Annotated in this window: 14 protein-coding genes and 1 pseudogene; 2 read left to right on the top strand and 13 right to left on the bottom strand. The window is 51.5% G+C overall.

Going from position 1 to position 16,398, the window contains the following annotated elements:
* The 13 genes and pseudogenes from ABXS88_RS01050 to ABXS88_RS01110 form a co-directional block, all read right to left on the bottom strand.
* The gene (locus ABXS88_RS01050) at positions 1-624 is read right to left on the bottom strand and encodes a CBS domain-containing protein (RefSeq protein WP_353673352.1); all 624 of its coding nucleotides are present in this window, start codon (positions 622-624) and stop codon (positions 1-3) included.
* A 42-nt stretch (positions 625-666) separates the two neighbouring features.
* Positions 667-1,215: an oxidoreductase gene (locus tag ABXS88_RS01055; RefSeq protein ID WP_353673353.1), complete on the bottom strand. Its 549-nt coding sequence runs from the start codon at positions 1,213-1,215 to the stop codon at positions 667-669.
* A 114-nt stretch (positions 1,216-1,329) separates the two neighbouring features.
* Entirely contained in the window at positions 1,330-2,046 is a 717-nt protein-coding gene (gene hoxU / locus ABXS88_RS01060; protein ID WP_353673354.1) for a bidirectional hydrogenase complex protein HoxU, read from the bottom strand.
* Between the two features lie 25 nt (positions 2,047-2,071).
* Entirely contained in the window at positions 2,072-2,779 is a 708-nt protein-coding gene (locus ABXS88_RS01065; protein ID WP_353673355.1) for a Uma2 family endonuclease, read from the bottom strand.
* A 32-nt stretch (positions 2,780-2,811) separates the two neighbouring features.
* A complete protein-coding gene (locus ABXS88_RS01070; protein WP_353673356.1) occupies positions 2,812-4,416 on the bottom strand; it encodes a NuoF family protein in 1,605 nt (534 codons plus the stop codon).
* Positions 4,417-4,438: 22 nt separating this feature from the next.
* Complete coding sequence (gene hoxE / locus ABXS88_RS01075; protein WP_353673357.1) at positions 4,439-4,972, bottom strand: bidirectional hydrogenase complex protein HoxE; 534 nt, start codon at positions 4,970-4,972, stop codon at positions 4,439-4,441.
* 338 nt (positions 4,973-5,310) lie between these two features.
* A complete protein-coding gene (gene bchD / locus ABXS88_RS01080; protein WP_353673358.1) occupies positions 5,311-7,323 on the bottom strand; it encodes a magnesium chelatase ATPase subunit D in 2,013 nt (670 codons plus the stop codon).
* Positions 7,324-7,385: 62 nt separating this feature from the next.
* Complete coding sequence (locus ABXS88_RS01085; RefSeq protein ID WP_353674852.1) at positions 7,386-7,556, bottom strand: chlorophyll a/b-binding protein; 171 nt, start codon at positions 7,554-7,556, stop codon at positions 7,386-7,388.
* A 444-nt stretch (positions 7,557-8,000) separates the two neighbouring features.
* A pseudogene (locus ABXS88_RS01090) lies at positions 8,001-9,125 on the bottom strand (glycosyltransferase); the annotation flags it as partial.
* Positions 9,047-10,336 (bottom strand): glycosyltransferase, encoded by a 1,290-nt coding sequence (locus ABXS88_RS01095; protein ID WP_353673359.1) that lies wholly within the window; start codon positions 10,334-10,336, stop codon positions 9,047-9,049. The pseudogene ABXS88_RS01090 and the gene ABXS88_RS01095, both read right to left, overlap by 79 nt.
* Positions 10,333-11,379, bottom strand: coding sequence for a glycosyltransferase family 4 protein (locus ABXS88_RS01100; RefSeq protein WP_353673360.1), 1,047 nt, complete (start codon positions 11,377-11,379; stop codon positions 10,333-10,335). The genes ABXS88_RS01095 and ABXS88_RS01100 overlap by 4 nt, the downstream gene beginning before the upstream one ends.
* Before the next feature lie 16 nt (positions 11,380-11,395).
* The gene (locus tag ABXS88_RS01105; RefSeq protein ID WP_353673361.1) at positions 11,396-12,931 is read right to left on the bottom strand and encodes a methyltransferase domain-containing protein; all 1,536 of its coding nucleotides are present in this window, start codon (positions 12,929-12,931) and stop codon (positions 11,396-11,398) included.
* Positions 12,932-13,005: 74 nt separating this feature from the next.
* Positions 13,006-14,499, bottom strand: coding sequence for an FAD-dependent oxidoreductase (locus ABXS88_RS01110; protein ID WP_353673362.1), 1,494 nt, complete (start codon positions 14,497-14,499; stop codon positions 13,006-13,008).
* 123 nt (positions 14,500-14,622) lie between these two features.
* Between ABXS88_RS01110 and ABXS88_RS01115 the strand changes: the two genes are divergently transcribed.
* Positions 14,623-15,477, top strand: coding sequence for a ferritin-like domain-containing protein (locus tag ABXS88_RS01115; RefSeq protein ID WP_353673363.1), 855 nt, complete (start codon positions 14,623-14,625; stop codon positions 15,475-15,477).
* A gap of 12 nt (positions 15,478-15,489) precedes the next feature.
* Positions 15,490-16,386, top strand: a complete 897-nt coding sequence (locus ABXS88_RS01120; protein ID WP_353673364.1) for a hypothetical protein — start codon at positions 15,490-15,492, stop codon at positions 16,384-16,386.
* Positions 16,387-16,398: the final 12 nt, after the last annotated feature.

Here is a 16,398-nt window from a genome sequence, read left to right on the forward strand (position 1 = left end):
TTAACCACTACACCACTCTTCCAGGTTAATCAGGATTGAGGCTTCGGGATATTCCTCCACATATTCTTCTAGGGCCGTTTTTTCTAGACTTTGAGCCCGTTGGTGGGCGGCTTCGGCTTGGAGTTCTTCGACAATATCCCAAGCGACCCGGCAGTCGGCTGAGGCATGACCTTTTTCTGCACAAATTTGTCGAGCTTCTTGAATGGCTTTTTGAATGGCTTGCTCAAAATATTGTTCCTTAGGGCTTTCTAGAAAATCCCCCTTGAGCAGAATATCTGTGGCAGTAATCATTCCCAATAATTTTTCCCGGATCACTGGAGCACACCGAATCCCCGTATTGGCAAACAAACGGGCTGCATACTCAATCGACAGATCGGGATTCACCACGATACAAGGCTTTTGCATGACTTCATAGACCCGCAGTTTTTTCGGATCGCGACCGTAGGCGGTTACCTTGCTGATAATATCCAATTCAGTAATCATGCCGTAGGCATCTTCGTCGTGGCGGCGTTCTACAATCACCGCAAAGATATGATGCGCTTTCATCAAGCGAACGGCTTCAGCGACGGATTGATGGCCCCTTACCGTGACGACCTGGGTTGTCATAATATCGGCAACTTTCATGGGTTTTCTCCTTGGGAAATGCTAAATGCTTAAAGATAGAAATTAGCCAAACTTGATCATGGCTCGGCCCTGCATTAAGGGATGTTCACCGTTGACGAGGGGTTCTAGGGTGGCTCGAATGCGGTGGGCATCAGGGGGACAACCCGGCATAAAAATATCCACAGGGATGACTTCGTGCAGAGGTATCACTTTATCCAATAGCGGTGGTACGATCCCCGGCTCATCGGGCAGTTGGGGCGTGGTATCTCCCAGTTCTAGGTAGGAACGACGCAAAACCGGATCGGCTCCTTTGAGCATATTGCGCATAGCCGGGACATTGGCGGTGACGGCACAATCACCAAAGGAGATAACGATTTTTGTTTTTTGACGCAGTTCCAGGGCCAATTCAAGATTTTCCTCATTAGCAATGGCCCCTTCTACCAAACAAACATCGACATTATCGGGGTATTCCTTGAGGTCGGAACCAACGGGACTAAAGACCACCTCTACTTTTTGGGCTAAGTCAATTAGCCATTCATCCATATCCAGGAAGGACATGTGGCAACCAGAACAACCAGCCAGCCAAACAGTGGCAAAGCGAATTTTACTCATCGGTTTTTATTAATCCTCAATTAAGAAATTACTAGAGCGGAAGGAGGCAATAGAGGCAGTAAATCAATCCCTTGCCAATCCTTAAGAAAATCACAGATAACTTCAGGGGTTAGATCATCGAGTCCATTGATGATGCTCCCGAGCTTGGGCCAGAAATTCAAGTTTTTCCCGGTCACGGTGTTCTTCAGAAACAGTAACCCCCTTATGGAAAATAGAACCCGTAGGACAGGCATCCACACATTTACCGCAGGAAGTACAGGCTTCGACTTCACCCCAGGGTTGATTTAGGCCGGAGATGATTTTGCAGGTCGTTCCTCGGTAAGAAACATCCCAAACGTGAGCTCCTTCAATTTCATCGCAGACCCGCACACAACGGGTACAGAGAATACAACGGTTGTGGTCAATGCCAAAGAGGGGATGGGACAGATCGACTTCGCGCTTAGGAAATTGGTAAGTAAACCGAGTATGGTCCATGCCGACTTGGATAGCCATATCTTGCAATTCACAGTTGCCATTGGCAACACAGACGGCACAAACGTGATTCCCTTCGGCAAAGAGGAGTTCCACGGTCATGCGTCGGTAATCCTGGAGTTTTTGAGTTTTGGTATGAACTACCATTTCTTCGGTCACGGTGGTGACACAGGCTGGTAAGAGTTTATTAATTCCCTGGATTTCGACAACGCAAAGGCGACAAGCTGCGGCCTCGGAAACGCCTTCGAGATGGCAAAGGGTGGGAATGGCGATACCAGCTTCTTTGGCCGCCTGGAGAATCGTGGCTCCTTCTTCGATGGCAATGGCCTGGTCATCAATGGTTAGGGTAATGACGGACATGGATAAAGCTCCTCAGTCGTGGGCATTAAACAGATGGATTCAATGGATTCAATGTATTCATTAGCCATTTCATAACGTGGCTATGACTTTGGTTTCGGGTCATTCGTAAGGCCTCTTCGAGAATAGATAATTTTAAATTCGGCAATATTTGAGATTCTTGAATACGGTAACTTCCTTGATTTTCCATCCTAAAAGCGAGAATATTTCCCGTTTTGACATTGACAATCCAATATTCCTGAATCCCCAATTCCTCGTAGAGTAATCGTTTGATTTCTTGATCATCAACCAAAGAAGTATTCGCAATTTCAACAACCAAGGAAGGGGCAGGAAATTCTTCTAAATTAACCACTCCTGTACCGTAGGGAATTGCGTTTGTATTCTCTCCTAAATAGCCGGAAATATCGGGTTGGGCTTCCTGATAGCCAGGTTTACGATAACTACAATTATCTTTGAGATTGAGAGGGATGTCTTGGAGACAGGCATAGAGATGCAGGGCACTGATGATAATTGAGTGGTCGCTGGCATGATCGTTTCCAATAGGAGGCATTTCAATTCTGAGATGACTTTGGTAGTAATAAAATTTGCCTTTGCTGTAATCAGACTGCTCCGTTGCTTGCAGGAAGTCAGACCAGCTTGCTTCTACCCAAGTCTCTCCCGGAAAACGATGGGATACCTCTGTTGTTATTCCTATATCTTGAGAAGGGATAGTTTGTGCTTCCAGATTAAGGGTCATCGCTGATGCTCCTGAGGGTGAGGTGGAATCCATTACCGTGTTTGCAAGAGCGATTCATACTCCTGGCGGAAATAGCGCAGGGTACTCAAGACCGGATTCGGCGCACTTTGGCCCAGGCCACAGAGACTGGTTTCCTTGACCATATGACACAGGGCCTCTAATTTTTGTAGATCCTCTGCCGTGGCTTGATGTTCTAAGAGACGAGTCAACAGGCCATGGAGTTGTACTGTTCCCGCCCGACAGGGAACACATTTCCCGCAGGATTCACTCTGGCAAAAGTCCATATAGAACTGGGCCACATCCACCATGTTGGTGTGCTCATCCATCACGATCATGCCACCGGATCCCATCATCGTGCCCAGGGCCAGCAGGGTATCGTACTCAATCGGCGTATCCAGTTTGTCGGCCGGAATACAGCCACCGGAGGGACCACCGGTTTGAACGGCTTTGACCTTCCCACCATCGGGAACGCCACCGCCCATGACTTCCACCACTTGCCGCACAGTTGTTCCCATGGGAACCTCCACCAGACCCGCATTTTCGACCTTGCCGGTGAGGGCAAACACTTTCGTGCCCTTACTCTTGGCTGTACCAATGCTGGCATACCAATCCCCGCCGTTACGAATAATCGGCACAATGTTGGCGTAGGTCTCCACGTTATTAATCAGCGTAGGACAACCCCAGAGACCTGCTTGGGCCGGATAGGGGGGCCGTGGTTTGGGATTACCCCGTTTTCCTTCGATAGAGGCAATCAGGGCTGTTTCTTCTCCGCAGACAAAGGCTCCGGCCCCGACCCGAATATCGATCTTGAAGTCAAAGGGAGATTCAAAGATCTGAGAACCCATAAGACCATATTTTTTGGCCTGTTGGATGGCTTTCTGGAGGCGTTTAATGGCCAAGGGATATTCTGCCCGGACGTAGATAAACCCATGGTTGGCCCCCACGGCCCGAGCCGCGATGGCCATACCTTCAAGAACACGATGGGGATCACTTTCCAGAACACTACGATCCATAAAGGCCCCAGGGTCGCCTTCGTCGGCGTTACAGATTACATACTTTTGTTTGCCGGGCATTTTGGCAACCGTCGCCCACTTCAGGCCTGTAGGATAACCGCCACCGCCCCGGCCCCGCAGACCGCTCTTGGTGATTTCCGCAATCACCCCCTCGGGAGACAGTTCGTATAAACTGCGATGAAGCTGTTCGTAGCCACTGACGGCAATATATTCATCAATGCTATCAGGGTCAATCTGGCCGGAATTTTCCAGCACAATGGGGAGTTGGCCGCTGAAAAAGGGATGATTTAGGTCGCCGATTTGAGGGACATTTTCCGGTAGGGCCTGGGGATTTTGCAGACGTTCAATAATGGCCGGTACCTGTTCCGGCGTAACTAATTCGTAGAGACTTCCCTGGGGATCAACGGCTACCAAGGGGCCCCGACCACAGAACTTCATACAGCCGACCCCGCAGACTTCCACCTGGCCCTGTAATCCCGCCTCGGCAATCGCCGTTTCCAGACTATCCTTAACCTCTTGTCCTTGGGAGGAGAGACATCCCGCCGCATTACAGCAACGAATACGAATTTTAGCTTGCTGTTCCTGGGTTTTTTGGGCAATTTCGCGCAGTTCTAGTAAATCCATCGTCTTAAACCAAAGTAAAGGATTAGCTTTGGGCTGGGGCTGTCAGCCAGGGTTGAATGCCTTCTAATAAACTGTGGGAATCCTGTTTACCCAAGACCTTACCGTCATAGACCACCGCTGGCGCGATACCACAGGCCCCAATACAGCGGGCCGTCACCAAGGATATCTGGCCATCTTCGGTCGTTTCCCCCGGTTGCAAATGAATTTCCTGCTTGAGAGTATCCAATAAGGCCCCGGCCCCCTTCACATAACAAGCGGTTCCCAAACAAACCACACAAGTATGAGCCCCACTCGGTTTGAGAGAGAATAAATGATAAAAGGTCGCTACCCCATAAACTCGACTGAGGGGAAGTTTAAGGGCCCTAGCAACATACTGCAGCACGTCTTCTTCCAAATAGCCAAAGACTTCCTGGGCTTTGTGCAAGATTTCAATCAGTGCATCCTGGCTATACTGATTGCGCTTCATCGTGGCGTCCAATACTTTAAAGCGCTTGTCCTCCTTGCCAGGGGAAGCAAGCCCAGTTTTTGGGGATGTTGGACTGGCTATGGTTTGCATAGAAGCATTTCCTCGGAATTAAGTATTCGATTGCGAGCTTTTTTTGTTATAAATAATTCTTCCCCCAAAATATGGCTAACACCGGTAACTATCCCTACAGGGGCTGACTCTCATATTCTATTTCTCCCACCTAAAAGCGCTCGAAATGCTCCAATTTTATTTAGAATTCTTAATCTAGTTAGCCTGTTAAAGCAACTTGGATATTGTTTATATCCAAGAATAAAAATGAATAGGAGAGTAGTCTGAGACGGAGATCGGGCTTCAACAAAGCTCTGCCCTCAAGCTATCTTTTGAGTCTTCAAGGTGTCTTGCTTGTTATTAATTAAGCTTTTTAGGGCCTATTTCATATCAGCAATGGCCTGACGGGCCATCATGGCAATACCCTGATCCGTGGCCTTGGGTAACTGGTAGTATTTACCCCCCGCTTTTTGGGCCAATTCCCGCCCGAAGCCAGTGGAGACAAATTTTTTCTCGGTATCAATCACCAATAGTTGCATCCCAACACCGCGTATCTTCGTCGCAATGTCTAGCAGCTCGGCTTTGATGTCGGGTTTGTCTCCCTCCGGGTTCGTTTCTCCCAAAGAACGGGCTAGGGGAATGTTCCCTCGGCCATCGGTAATAGCAATAATCACGACTTGGCCAATGTCTCCCGACAGTTTGGCATTCATTCCTACATGGACGGCTTGAGTTAGACCATGGGATAAAGGAGACCCCCCCCCACAGGGGAGAGTTTCTAATCGTTTTTTGGCCATGGCAATGGAGCGTGTGGGCGGGAGAAGAACTTCAGCCTGCTCGCCCCGGAACGGAATTAAGGCTACTTGGTCACGGTTTTCGTAGGCTTCGGTGAGGAGTCGCATGACGGCCCCCTTGGCGGCCTGCATCCGGTTTAAGGCCATGGAACCCGAGGCATCTACCACAAAGACAATCAGGGCCCCGGCCTTGCGCACTAAACGTTTAGAACGAATATCCCCCTGCTCAACAATCACTTTGCGGTCGGGCTGGCGTAAGCGGCGGGCCTTTTGGTAGGGCGAGGCGGCCCGGAGGGTGGCATCCACAGCAATGCGGCGGACTTTACCGCGGGGGAGCATTGGTTTAAGATACCGGCCTCGGTCTTCGGAAAAAATTTTGGCCCGACTGCCCGACTTGCCTTGGCGCTGGGCCATTTGGGCAAAGTAAAGCACACTGGGGTCTAGGCTCACCCCTTCCACGTCAAAAATGAATTCTTCGGGAATACTGGGCGGTTCTTGGTCGGGTTCTTCGGGGTTTTCCTCCTCTTCCTCTTGATCCTGTTCCGTTTCATCCTGCGGGGATTCCGGCGGAGGCGGAGGGGCCGGTTGCTCTGGCGGTGGGGGTTGATCCACCAGCACACTCCGGGGCACGATCACCAACTGCACGGCTTGGCGTAGATCGTCGGCATTGACCACATTACGACCATCCAGGGCCGCAATGGCCCTTGCCACTCGTAGAGCGTAAAGTTCTCCCCGATGGCCCTGGAGGCCACCCCGAATGGCTTCTTCTACGAGGTAGGCGACTTGTTCCGGCGTTAGGCTGACTTCCTTGAGCCATTCTCGGGCCAAAATAATGGTGGTTTTCAGATCATCCAGTTCCGTGTCGTACTGCTGTAGAAAGGCACGGGGGCTATTAGCATAGCTTAAAACTTGTTCCACCGCCGCCACCCGTTGATCCAGGCCCAGAACCCCATCAGCCGAAAGGGCAATGGCAATGCGATCTAGTAGATGGGGCCGGAGGGGGCCTTCCTCAGGATTGTAGGTGGCAATGAGCAGCGGCCGGCAGGGATGCTGAAAACTAATACCTTCCCGTTCAATCTGGTTACGGCCCTCGGTTAGTACCGTGAGGAGTTGGTTGGCAATTTCGTCATCGAGGAGATTGATTTCGTCAATGTAGAGAATCCCTCGGTGGGCCTGGGCCAACAGACCGGGTTGAAAAATAGCTTCCCCCTGCTGGACAGACGCTTCTACATCCACTGAACCCAAGAGTCGGTCTTCCGTCACGCCCAAGGGAATTTGGACAAAGGGGGCAGGAATAACTTCCGTGGGTAGGGTGTCTAAGGCCTGGCCCGCAGATTGGGCCAAGGTCTGGTCATCCCACTGGTCAGGGTGTTGGGGATCACAGTGGAAACGATTGCCCTTGAGAATTTCAATGGGGGGGAGCAGAGCATGAAGGGCCCGGGCCATCACAGATTTTGCCGTTCCCCGTCGTCCGGCAATCACAACGCCCCCTAGGCCGGGATCAATGGCCCCCAGGAGTAGAGCTAGCTTAATAGCTTCCTGGCCAATAATCGCCGTCAGGGGAAAATTTAGGGGAGCGAGGGACGACAATTGAGAGGCCATGGGAGCGACGAAGAAAGAGGGGTTAGGGCGTTCCTGATTGTATCATTGCGCCTTGTCCTTGACTATTTCAGGCCCAGCCAGGCTAAAACGCCTTTGCCAGTGAGATACTCAATCACTAAAATCAGCAAAAAGCCGATCATCGCCGCCCGACCATTCAGGCGCTCAGCATAATCATTAAAGCCAAACTTGGGGTCTTCGGTTTGGGGAACTTTGGTCGGTTGCAGGTCAGCCATGGTTGTGGAGGGTTTGTAAAAGATAGGTTTACATTTCTTTACTATAGTCACTCCCGTCCCTACGTCAATGCCAGCGTCACTTCTGGCCCCCAAGCATCGGGTCTTAATTTGCCCGTAGGCCTCACGCAGTTGCCACCAGCGACTCTCTTTAATCGCCGTCAACTCTCCTTGGGCTTGTTGGCATTGAGCCTGGAGTTGTTGGCATTGGGTCTGGACTTGCTGGAGGGCCTGTTCGCTTTGCTGGAGGCGGGCCTGGCTCTGGGCCAATTGCTGGGTCAAGCTCTGGAGATGGTGTTGTTGTTGACGAAAAGCGGGCCAAAATTGAGGTGGAGCAGAAAATTGGCCTTGTTTAAGGCCCTGGTGGGTTTCAAGCAAACAGTGACTAATGCTATCAGCCATGGCAACCCAACTAAATTTTTGGGACTGGCGAAAACCTGCTTGAATTAAGGCCTGACGGACTTCCGTCTTTTGAATATCTGTAAGGGCCTGGCACCAAGCCTGCGGATTGAGGACATCAAGATAGTACACAGCGGCTCCCCCGGCCTCAGGAATCGAGGAATGACAACCCGCAATGACCGGACAGCCGCAGGCCATCGCTTCTAAGATCGGCAGGCCAAAGCCTTCGTAGCAAGAAGGATAAATCAGGGCCAAGGCGGCCGAATAGGCAATGCCAAGCTCTGCATCAGCAAGGGCTAGAACTTGTACTGGCAGATGGGGAACTAACGCCGCCAATTCCGGCTCCAATTCCGGCTTCCCCCCCACACAAACGATCCCGACAGGAAAGTCAAAGCCTGGCGTGGCCAGGGCCGAAAAAAAAGTAATGGCATTTTTATAGTGATTGATACCAATGCGCTCCCCCACCAGCACCACAAAAGGGCCTGTTAGGTTGTACCGCTGTCGAAAGTCAGCAATGGCTTCGGGGCTAGCCGGCCGGAAACGAGGCTCTAAGCCACAGGGGGTTACCAGAACATCCGCTAGGGATAGGTGAGGAAAATGGGCAACTAGGTCGCGGGCGGTATTGTGAGAAACCGCCAAATGGCGACTAGCGTGCAAAATACTGTAGGCCTTTTCCCGCCAACAGGGCAGACTCAGATCCATCCCCAGGACTTCGGGGATCATATCGTGGGCTAAGAACAGAGAAGGGGTTGTGAGGGGAGTGGTGTAGTAGGTGGATATAAAGCAATCCGCTCCAACCTGGTCACAAATGGCCTGGATCTGGGCCGAATCCTGGGGGGCCTGTTGGTAATCGTAGGCTGCTAAAGAATAATACTCAAAACCTGGTATGCGAGGCATGCTTCCCTCACGGTCTAGGATGACAAACCGTTCGCCTTTTCCCTGCTGGGCCCAGACCTGTAGGAGAGACCGCCAAACCCGGGCAATGCCCGACTGCTGATTAATTTGGAAAAAAACCCCATCAATGACAACTTTCGGTAGTACAGCATCAGGGGGGATAGGCATCACAGCGGGCGCAATAACGTCAAGATGGGAGGTCAGTGGGTCAAGAAATGGAGGGCGGCTGCCAGGGAGTCTTGGTTGAGAGGGGTTTCCTGGGGGTTTAACCAGGGCCATTGGGTCTCAATAATCTTTTCCGTCAAGTATTGCACCGTCGGATAGAGAGGGCCTTGATGAACACCTTTAGCAAAGGCCAATATCGCCTCAGCGCATTGACGGGGATCATGGTGTTCGACTAGCCAGGCCTGACCTGCTACTCCCATGGATTGGTAAGTTTCCGGATGATCTAGATAGGACTGGAGATGGTAGTGAATATCTTCGATTTCCTGGCCCAAGCGGACATTGCCGACGGTCTGCTCCGGAAGTTGGCCGTACCAACCGATGGGAGTCACTAAACTAGGAAGGCCATGGCTCCAGATGCGGAGTTGACTGGCCGACGCCTCTCCCATGGTGGGATAGCGTAAATTCAAGGCCAATGCCGCCTTTGCCAGGGCCGCTTCGAGATCGACTTCCGGGACAAAGCCTCGTACCGTCACAAAATCTTCTAGGCTGAGGGCCTTGATCTGGTCTTGAATCCCCTGAGTATCCCACAGTTCACCGTAGATATCGAGCCGAAAAGCCTGGCGCTGGGGGAACTGGGCCAAGGCCTCAAGAATTCGATCCAGGTGACGATTCTTACTAATGAAGCCAAAAATAATCAAGGAGTAGGGGGGAGATAACTGGGGCTTAGGGACGGACGAAGCCGGGGCCGCGTAGGGTAAGGGCACATAACCTGTCAGGGAAGGATTTTGATCCAACAGTCTTTGGTAGGCATAGCGACTATGACTAATCACTCCCTTGGCACTCCTCAGGGCCAAAGCCGTGAGAGGAAATTGCTCCACTTGCTCCGGAGTGGGGACGACCTTGCCGTCAAAGCAGTCTAGAGTTGCTGGAGCCTCTGCCTCATAATAGTACAAAAGCTGACGAAAATAGTCCCTCAAATCGGGGTGAGCCTTGTAAATTTCACTAAAGAGACCGTATAAATTCCAATCGTGGAGAATAACAATTCCCGGACAATACTGGCTTATTTGCCAAATACTTTGGTGAAATTGCCGATTATTGCCGATATTGTAAAAATTAATATCCCCTAGGTGAATTTTCCGCCAGGGAAGATCGTCAGGACGATAGACCTCCACCGATGCCAGGCCTTCAAGCGGGGGCTCATAATCAGGATCCGTCGTCCAGAGCGTGACCTCACTATGTTCCTGTAGAGAGGGAAGGAGTCGAAGGCTGTAGTTCGCAATGTCTGTCTTGGCGGGTGGTAGGGGCGAAAACCAGTTTATTTTCATGCGAGCAGTTTCTGAATAACGTTAGACCAAGTGATGTTTAATTCCTGATAGCGAGCTCGAGCGGCTTGCCCCAACTGGGTGGCCCAAGTTCGATTTTCCCAAAGTTCATCCATCGCCTTGGCGAGAGCAAGGGGATTCGCCTCCACCACTAGGCCAGTCTGACGGTCTTCAATAAACTCTAAGGGGCCTCCGGAATCCTGGCAGGTGAGTACGGGTTTAGCGGCCAGCATCCCCTCCAGGGTCACGTAGCCATAATCTTCCTCAAAGGGCGGATAGATCACTCCCAGGGCCTTGGCATAGTACTCCAGTTTTTGCTGTTCAGTGATGGAGCCCACAAACAGGGCCCGTTCTCCAAGACCGAGTTGCTCCACTTTTTGTTTAAGAATGGCATTAAAATTGCCTTCTGCTTTTCCCGCAAAAACGACCTTGACAGGATGACTGGTTTTGCCCAGAGCCTCAAGGATCAAATCCTGACGCTTCATCGAGTTCATGCGGCTAGGAAAGAAAAAGTAACCCTCCTCGGGTTCACAGTAGAAACGGTCGGCATCCTTGGGAGGATGGTAGAGGGGTTGTGAGTCCACCTGATTAAAGGCCTTGAGGCGCTTGGCTACATTGCGGGAATTGCTAAAAATGGCATGGGCCTCGGCACAGGCGTGGTTATCGGCCCGAACTACACTGTCCCGAATTTGATCTCCCAAGGGGCCACTTTCCAAAGCTTCAAAGATCGGGTTATCCCAAAGTTCATAGGCCTGGCGGTACTGGTGTAAAATCCAGAGCACCTTGCAGGGATGGGAAACGAGATAAGCAGGAAATTTCAAGGCAATCACGCGGTCAATTGTCTTACCGTAGGAGCTGGATAGGTCGAGGAGACGACACATCAGCATACTGTCGAGAATTCGCTCCGGGGGATAGTCAAAGAAGGGAATCGCAACAATTTCCGCCTCATGGCCGGCCTGCCCGAGGGCCTGGCATAATTCTTCAGCGTGGATTTCTGCTCCCCCCCGGATGAAGGGGGCTTGGGTTGTCGCAATAATCAGTCGCATATGTGTCAATTAGTAATCATTTAGAAGCAATAATGGCGTAATCCATTGGCCCATAAAAATACTGATTAAAGCGACGAGCTAGGTCACTCTCCTCAGAAAGGCGCCGGTTGCTGGAAGGGTTCAAGGGCAGAATTTGGACAGCAGAAAAACCGGCCTGTTCGACTAGAAATTGAGTTGTGAGGGAGGGAAGAGGCTGACGATGGGTGGGATCCAGATAAAAATCACGACTGCCGACTAGCAGATTATCCGGATTAGGGGTTTCCAAGATTAACAGGCCGCCGGGCCGTAAAACCCGATGGATTTCTTGAAGCAACTGCACCAAGGTCGGAAACGGAAGATGCTCAATGACATGAAAGCTGGTAATGACAGCTATCTCAGAATTTTCTAAGGTTTGAAGGTAGGCCAGGGCCTCCCCGGTGATAACGTTGAAGCCTTGTTTTTGGCAGTGTTTAACGGCCTGATGGTTCAGATCAATACCCCGGCCCTGATAGCCTTGAGCGTTGACGAGGGCCAGCCATTCCCCCCGGCCACAACCCAAGTCTAGGATGATATCTTCTCCTGTCCCCAATCCAGGAACCTGGGCCAAAAAGGGGAGATAGATCGAAAGGCGCTGGCGAATTTCAGCGGGATTACCCCGAAAACGGTCTTCGAGGGCCAGATAGAGAGCATCTAGATCCAAAGCCTGCGGTAGAGAGGATTCCCCTGCTGAAGAGACTGGGTTCTGAATCCGTTGGAGTTCCTGACGGAGAAGTTGAATTTCTTGGCCATATCGTTCTTCTTGGGCCTGGAGTTGTTGGCTTAGGGCCTCCACCTGATTCTGGAGCAGATCCAGGCGGTACTGGCTCTGGTCTGCCAGCATTTCTCCCCCTGCTACTTGTTGCTCCAGTTGCTTAACTTGACCGGTTAACTCTGTTAATTGTCGTCCCTGCTTTTGTTGACGAGTGTCTGCCTCGTAGAGATGCCACTTGTGGAGATCAAAATTACGATTCTGGAGTTGACTCAGGTAATTAATCTGGCCAATCAAATCCTGAAAAACATTGCCTACATGGGTCAGATCGCGGTGGGTTTGTTGGCGTAGGGATTGCAATTGCTCCGTCGTTCTCTGTACGAGGCCCAGGGCCTCCTGTAGGGCCGCTAGTAGGTTGGCATTGACCTCCCGCTGATCCCGGAAAATCAGATTAAACGCCTTCAGCAGAGATGTCTGGAAGAGCTTCAGGGAATTGTAGGGAAATTGTTCAAAGCGTTGGGCCAAACGCTCTCGGACTTGGGCGCGGGCGGCCGCATTCTGAAGAAAGCCGGTAATATAGGTGATTCTGTCTTGGAGTTCATTAACGGGGGGAACCGGCGTAGTGAGGAATTCTCCAACCGTGAGCCGGAGCGGTGGTAGGGTGGTGAGTTGGGAGGTCGGCGCTTGAACGGGCAGGGATAGACTGGTGACGAGCAATGGGGGAATGGGGGACTGGCCCAATCGTTGGCGACGCTCCTGGGCTATCTGGAGCCGAGAAAGTAGTTGAGTTGAGGTGAAGGGCGGAGCAGATTGTTCCAGTACCATGGCCAAGAAATAGTCGATCTTGTTAAGCACCCCGTTAGTATAACCTTCTTGCTGTCTTCACTGAAAATAGGGGACTAAAGCACTGACGTTAGCGGTAAAAACTTGGCGAGAATTTGCTGGGGGTAAGGAAGCGCTACCAGGGCCGCGGCTTGGGCCAAGGTCTCTGATGAAGTCCTAAAGGTGGTTTGGGAAGGACGTTCTTGCAGAGAAACCAGTGTTTTGAGTTGTCGAAAAGCCTGCAGGGCCACTGTGGGAAAAAAAGAAAATTTACCTGGTAAAACGCAAAGATAGTTGCTCTGGGGATCGGCTTCAATCCAATAACTGTAGCGACGCTTTTGCTCATCATCACTAACAAATTCCGTCTTAATGCAGTCGTAACTGTAGAGGTGGCGGCGGTAGAGGTTTTCTCTGCCAAAATAGCGCTCTGCCGCATCCAACAGGGGTTCAATATCCATTGCCTCTAGGTTATCACCGTTGGTATAGCCGGAGTTGGCCAGCATGGAATAGCTCAGGGTCATTTCCTCCCGTTGGGGGGATTGGACAAAATGGTTGAAGTGGAAGCGGTTTTTGGTGGACATCCGTACAAAATTGAGATCACTCAGAGCCGGATAGGCCACGATCATGGCACTACGGCTTTGTTTAAGGCGGGCCCGCACCTGCAATTCCCCTAAAATTGACCCGAAACCGGCCCCAACTGCAAAAATAAAGGCCTGGGCCTTGAGATGTTTACGTTGTCCTGTTCCGGTACGATACACCAGACTTTTGAGGCGCACCGGGCCATAGCGGTCGCTATTCAAGGTTTCGAGCTGAATGCCCGTTTCAATCGTTACCCCCAGGGCCAGGGCGCTAGCTACACAGTCCCGCAAAATGGCGTAGGTATCCATCGCGCAATCCAGACTGCGAATCAGAGCGTAGTCCCCTGGCCCAAAACCAAAGGATTGGTCAAACGCTTGGCAAAGTTGCTGGAGAGGTGCCGGATTAGCTAGTAGGGTACAGGCAAGACCTTCATAATTTTCCACCTGGGCATAGCTCGGAGCCTGGCATTGGTCTTGATGCAACCAGTTGTGACCCCGGCCGTAGGCCATTTCTAAACGGCCCAGAACTCGCTTGAGTTGGAGTTGCATCTGCACCTGTTCCCCCTTCAGGCCGGAGAGGTGAAGTTCGGGGGCCTGCTGGCGGGGATGGATTAAATAAACTGGATTGGGATTAAACCAGCCTTCCGGATGGGCCTGAATTTGGGGCTGAAAATAACCGGTGGCCGCCTCCACTAAACCAACATTGCAGCGGTGGCCAAAATAGGGGCTATAGCCGTTAATCAAGTCTTCTAAACTGTTAACGCAGTTCATAAAGGTTTGGCCGTCATCCTGCCCCGAATAGAGAGCCCCACTGTGGAACCAGCCCTCTAATTTGCCGGAAGAACCCGCTCCGAGTTGGTCTTGTTGTTCGAGGAGTCTTATGGACAACGTACTATGGCGGGCTATGTATTCACTAATGGCTACCCCAGCAATGCCTCCCCCTACAACGGCAACATCTACGGATTCAATCGCTGAGGCTTGGATTTCCGGCATAGCAGTCTAGACAATTGGAGATCGGTTAAAATTTGAAAATTTCAATCTCAAAATTAGCACCAATCCTTTTAATACAGGGCCTTTTGGGCTAACTTTTGTCCCCATTTCCCTTGCCAATTCCCTATGCGCCTCGGTAGTGAAGACCACAAGCTGTTATTTTGTCGTAGCTTCCTCGACAGTTACCTAGACTACGAACCCGAAAACCTGCCTTGGCCCGACCTTAAGGGCCAGGATCTCGAAAAGCTCCGCAGTATTCCCTTCTGGCGAGAGGCTTTGGTAACAGAACAGAGAGCCGGGGCCATGGTGACAGCCTTTGCCCAAAGCCAAGTTGATCCTTGGCTACGCCAGGCTATTACCCTTCAGGGCCAAGAAGAACAACGCCACGCCCGTCTGGTGGCCTTTCTGATTGAGCATTACGGCATTGAAATTCCGCCTGTCCCTGAGTCTCCCGTCCCGGCCCCGGTAGAAACGGCTTTTATCGATTTTGGTTTTGAGGAATGCCTCGATTCCTTTTTTGCCTTCGGTATGTTTGGCATTGCTCGCCAGGCCCAGTATTTGCCGGAGGCTATGTTTCAGATTTTTGACCCAATCCTCGATGAAGAAGCCCGGCATATCGTCTTCTTTATCAACTGGTTAACCTATTGTCAGTGTCACCAGGGCCAGCCCGATTGGTTGCGGGGACTGAATAGTCTATGGCACTATGGCAGAGCTTTGAATAACTTAGCCAAAACCTTCGGCGGTGCCGCTACGGCGGGGGAAAGCACTTCCTTTACCGTTACCGAGGCCCGTCACTTCATGGATGACCTGACCTCCGAATTATTTTTTGAGATTTGTTTGCAGGAAAACCACCAGCGCATGGCCCGCTTTGATTCCCAGTTGTTACAACCTCGTTTGTTACCCCGCCTTTCCCAGATGGCTCTCTCTGTTTTGCGTCTGTTTAAGAAACGTCCGCCCCTGACCATTGCCCAAAAGTCCTAACCCTCTGAACCTGTGACCCCTACCTCGACCCTTAATCCCAAAACCCTAACCCTGTTGGCCCTAATTGTCATGACCCAAGTGTTAGGAGACATCTGGCTTAGTCGAGGCATGAAGTTATTTGGCCCTATCACCAGCTATCAAGGGCCGGCCCTCCTGGCCCTCTTGGCCTATCTGTTCACTAGTCCCTGGATTGTGCTGGGGGTCGCCACCTTGGCCTGTTCACTTCTGCTCTATCTGGTGGCTGTTTCCCGTCTGGATTTAAGCCTGGTTTTGCCCCTCTTGGCTTCTAGTTACCTCCTCAATGCCTGCTTGGCCTGGCTCATCCTTGGCGAACATGTGTCTGCTCTGCGCTGGGTTGCCACCCTCCTAATTGCCCTGGGCGTTTACGTGGTTTTCCAGAGTGAACGTCAGCGACAAAAACAGCAATCCCAAGCTCTGGGAATATCATCGGCCCCACCGCTAGTCGCCTCTACCCGTAAGTCCAACCGACCCCGTCCTAATTCCTGGCTCCTGGCTTTTCCCCTGGGTTTATCCCTGTCCAAGGTTTGGCTGGGGATTTTGCTGGTGGTCTTGGCGGATTCCTGCGGTGATCTCCTAGTAACTCAAGGAATGAAACGCATTGGCCCCTTGGCCCTGAATTCTCCCCGAGCCGTGCTAGGGTTTATCAGTCGTATCCTCCGTCATCCCTGGATTCTAGGCGGGATTAGTTGCCAGGCCATCGCTTTTGTTTGCTTTATTTCCCTACTCAGTTGGGCGGATATTAGCCTGGTGCGGCCAGCGACGGCCCTGGGCTACGGTGTCAGCCTATTGGGAGCCCGGTTTATCCTGCGGGAACACATTACCCCCGAACGGTGGCTGGGCAGTTCCATCATTGGCCTGGGGGTTTTTCTCATTGCACTTGATGTCTAAACTGCTGCGTCA

Source organism: Synechocystis sp. LKSZ1 (genome assembly GCF_040436315.1).
In the GTDB taxonomy this organism is placed as follows: Bacteria; Cyanobacteriota; Cyanobacteriia; order Cyanobacteriales; family Microcystaceae; genus Synechocystis.

What these genes read in the sequence shown, in the direction of transcription:
- ABXS88_RS01050 (WP_353673352.1), bottom strand. Translation starts at nt 624, where the DNA reads ATGAAAGTTGCCGATATTATGACAACCCAGGTCGTCACGGTAAGGGGC.
- ABXS88_RS01055 (WP_353673353.1), bottom strand. Translation starts at nt 1,215, where the DNA reads ATGAGTAAAATTCGCTTTGCCACTGTTTGGCTGGCTGGTTGTTCTGGT.
- hoxU (WP_353673354.1), bottom strand. Translation starts at nt 2,046, where the DNA reads ATGTCCGTCATTACCCTAACCATTGATGACCAGGCCATTGCCATCGAA.
- ABXS88_RS01065 (WP_353673355.1), bottom strand. Translation starts at nt 2,779, where the DNA reads ATGACCCTTAATCTGGAAGCACAAACTATCCCTTCTCAAGATATAGGA.
- ABXS88_RS01070 (WP_353673356.1), bottom strand. Translation starts at nt 4,416, where the DNA reads ATGGATTTACTAGAACTGCGCGAAATTGCCCAAAAAACCCAGGAACAG.
- hoxE (WP_353673357.1), bottom strand. Translation starts at nt 4,972, where the DNA reads ATGCAAACCATAGCCAGTCCAACATCCCCAAAAACTGGGCTTGCTTCC.
- bchD (WP_353673358.1), bottom strand. Translation starts at nt 7,323, where the DNA reads ATGGCCTCTCAATTGTCGTCCCTCGCTCCCCTAAATTTTCCCCTGACG.
- ABXS88_RS01085 (WP_353674852.1), bottom strand. Translation starts at nt 7,556, where the DNA reads ATGGCTGACCTGCAACCGACCAAAGTTCCCCAAACCGAAGACCCCAAG.
- ABXS88_RS01095 (WP_353673359.1), bottom strand. Translation starts at nt 10,336, where the DNA reads ATGAAAATAAACTGGTTTTCGCCCCTACCACCCGCCAAGACAGACATT.
- ABXS88_RS01100 (WP_353673360.1), bottom strand. Translation starts at nt 11,379, where the DNA reads ATGCGACTGATTATTGCGACAACCCAAGCCCCCTTCATCCGGGGGGGA.
- ABXS88_RS01105 (WP_353673361.1), bottom strand. Translation starts at nt 12,931, where the DNA reads ATGGTACTGGAACAATCTGCTCCGCCCTTCACCTCAACTCAACTACTT.
- ABXS88_RS01110 (WP_353673362.1), bottom strand. Translation starts at nt 14,499, where the DNA reads ATGCCGGAAATCCAAGCCTCAGCGATTGAATCCGTAGATGTTGCCGTT.
- ABXS88_RS01115 (WP_353673363.1), top strand. Translation starts at nt 14,623, where the DNA reads ATGCGCCTCGGTAGTGAAGACCACAAGCTGTTATTTTGTCGTAGCTTC.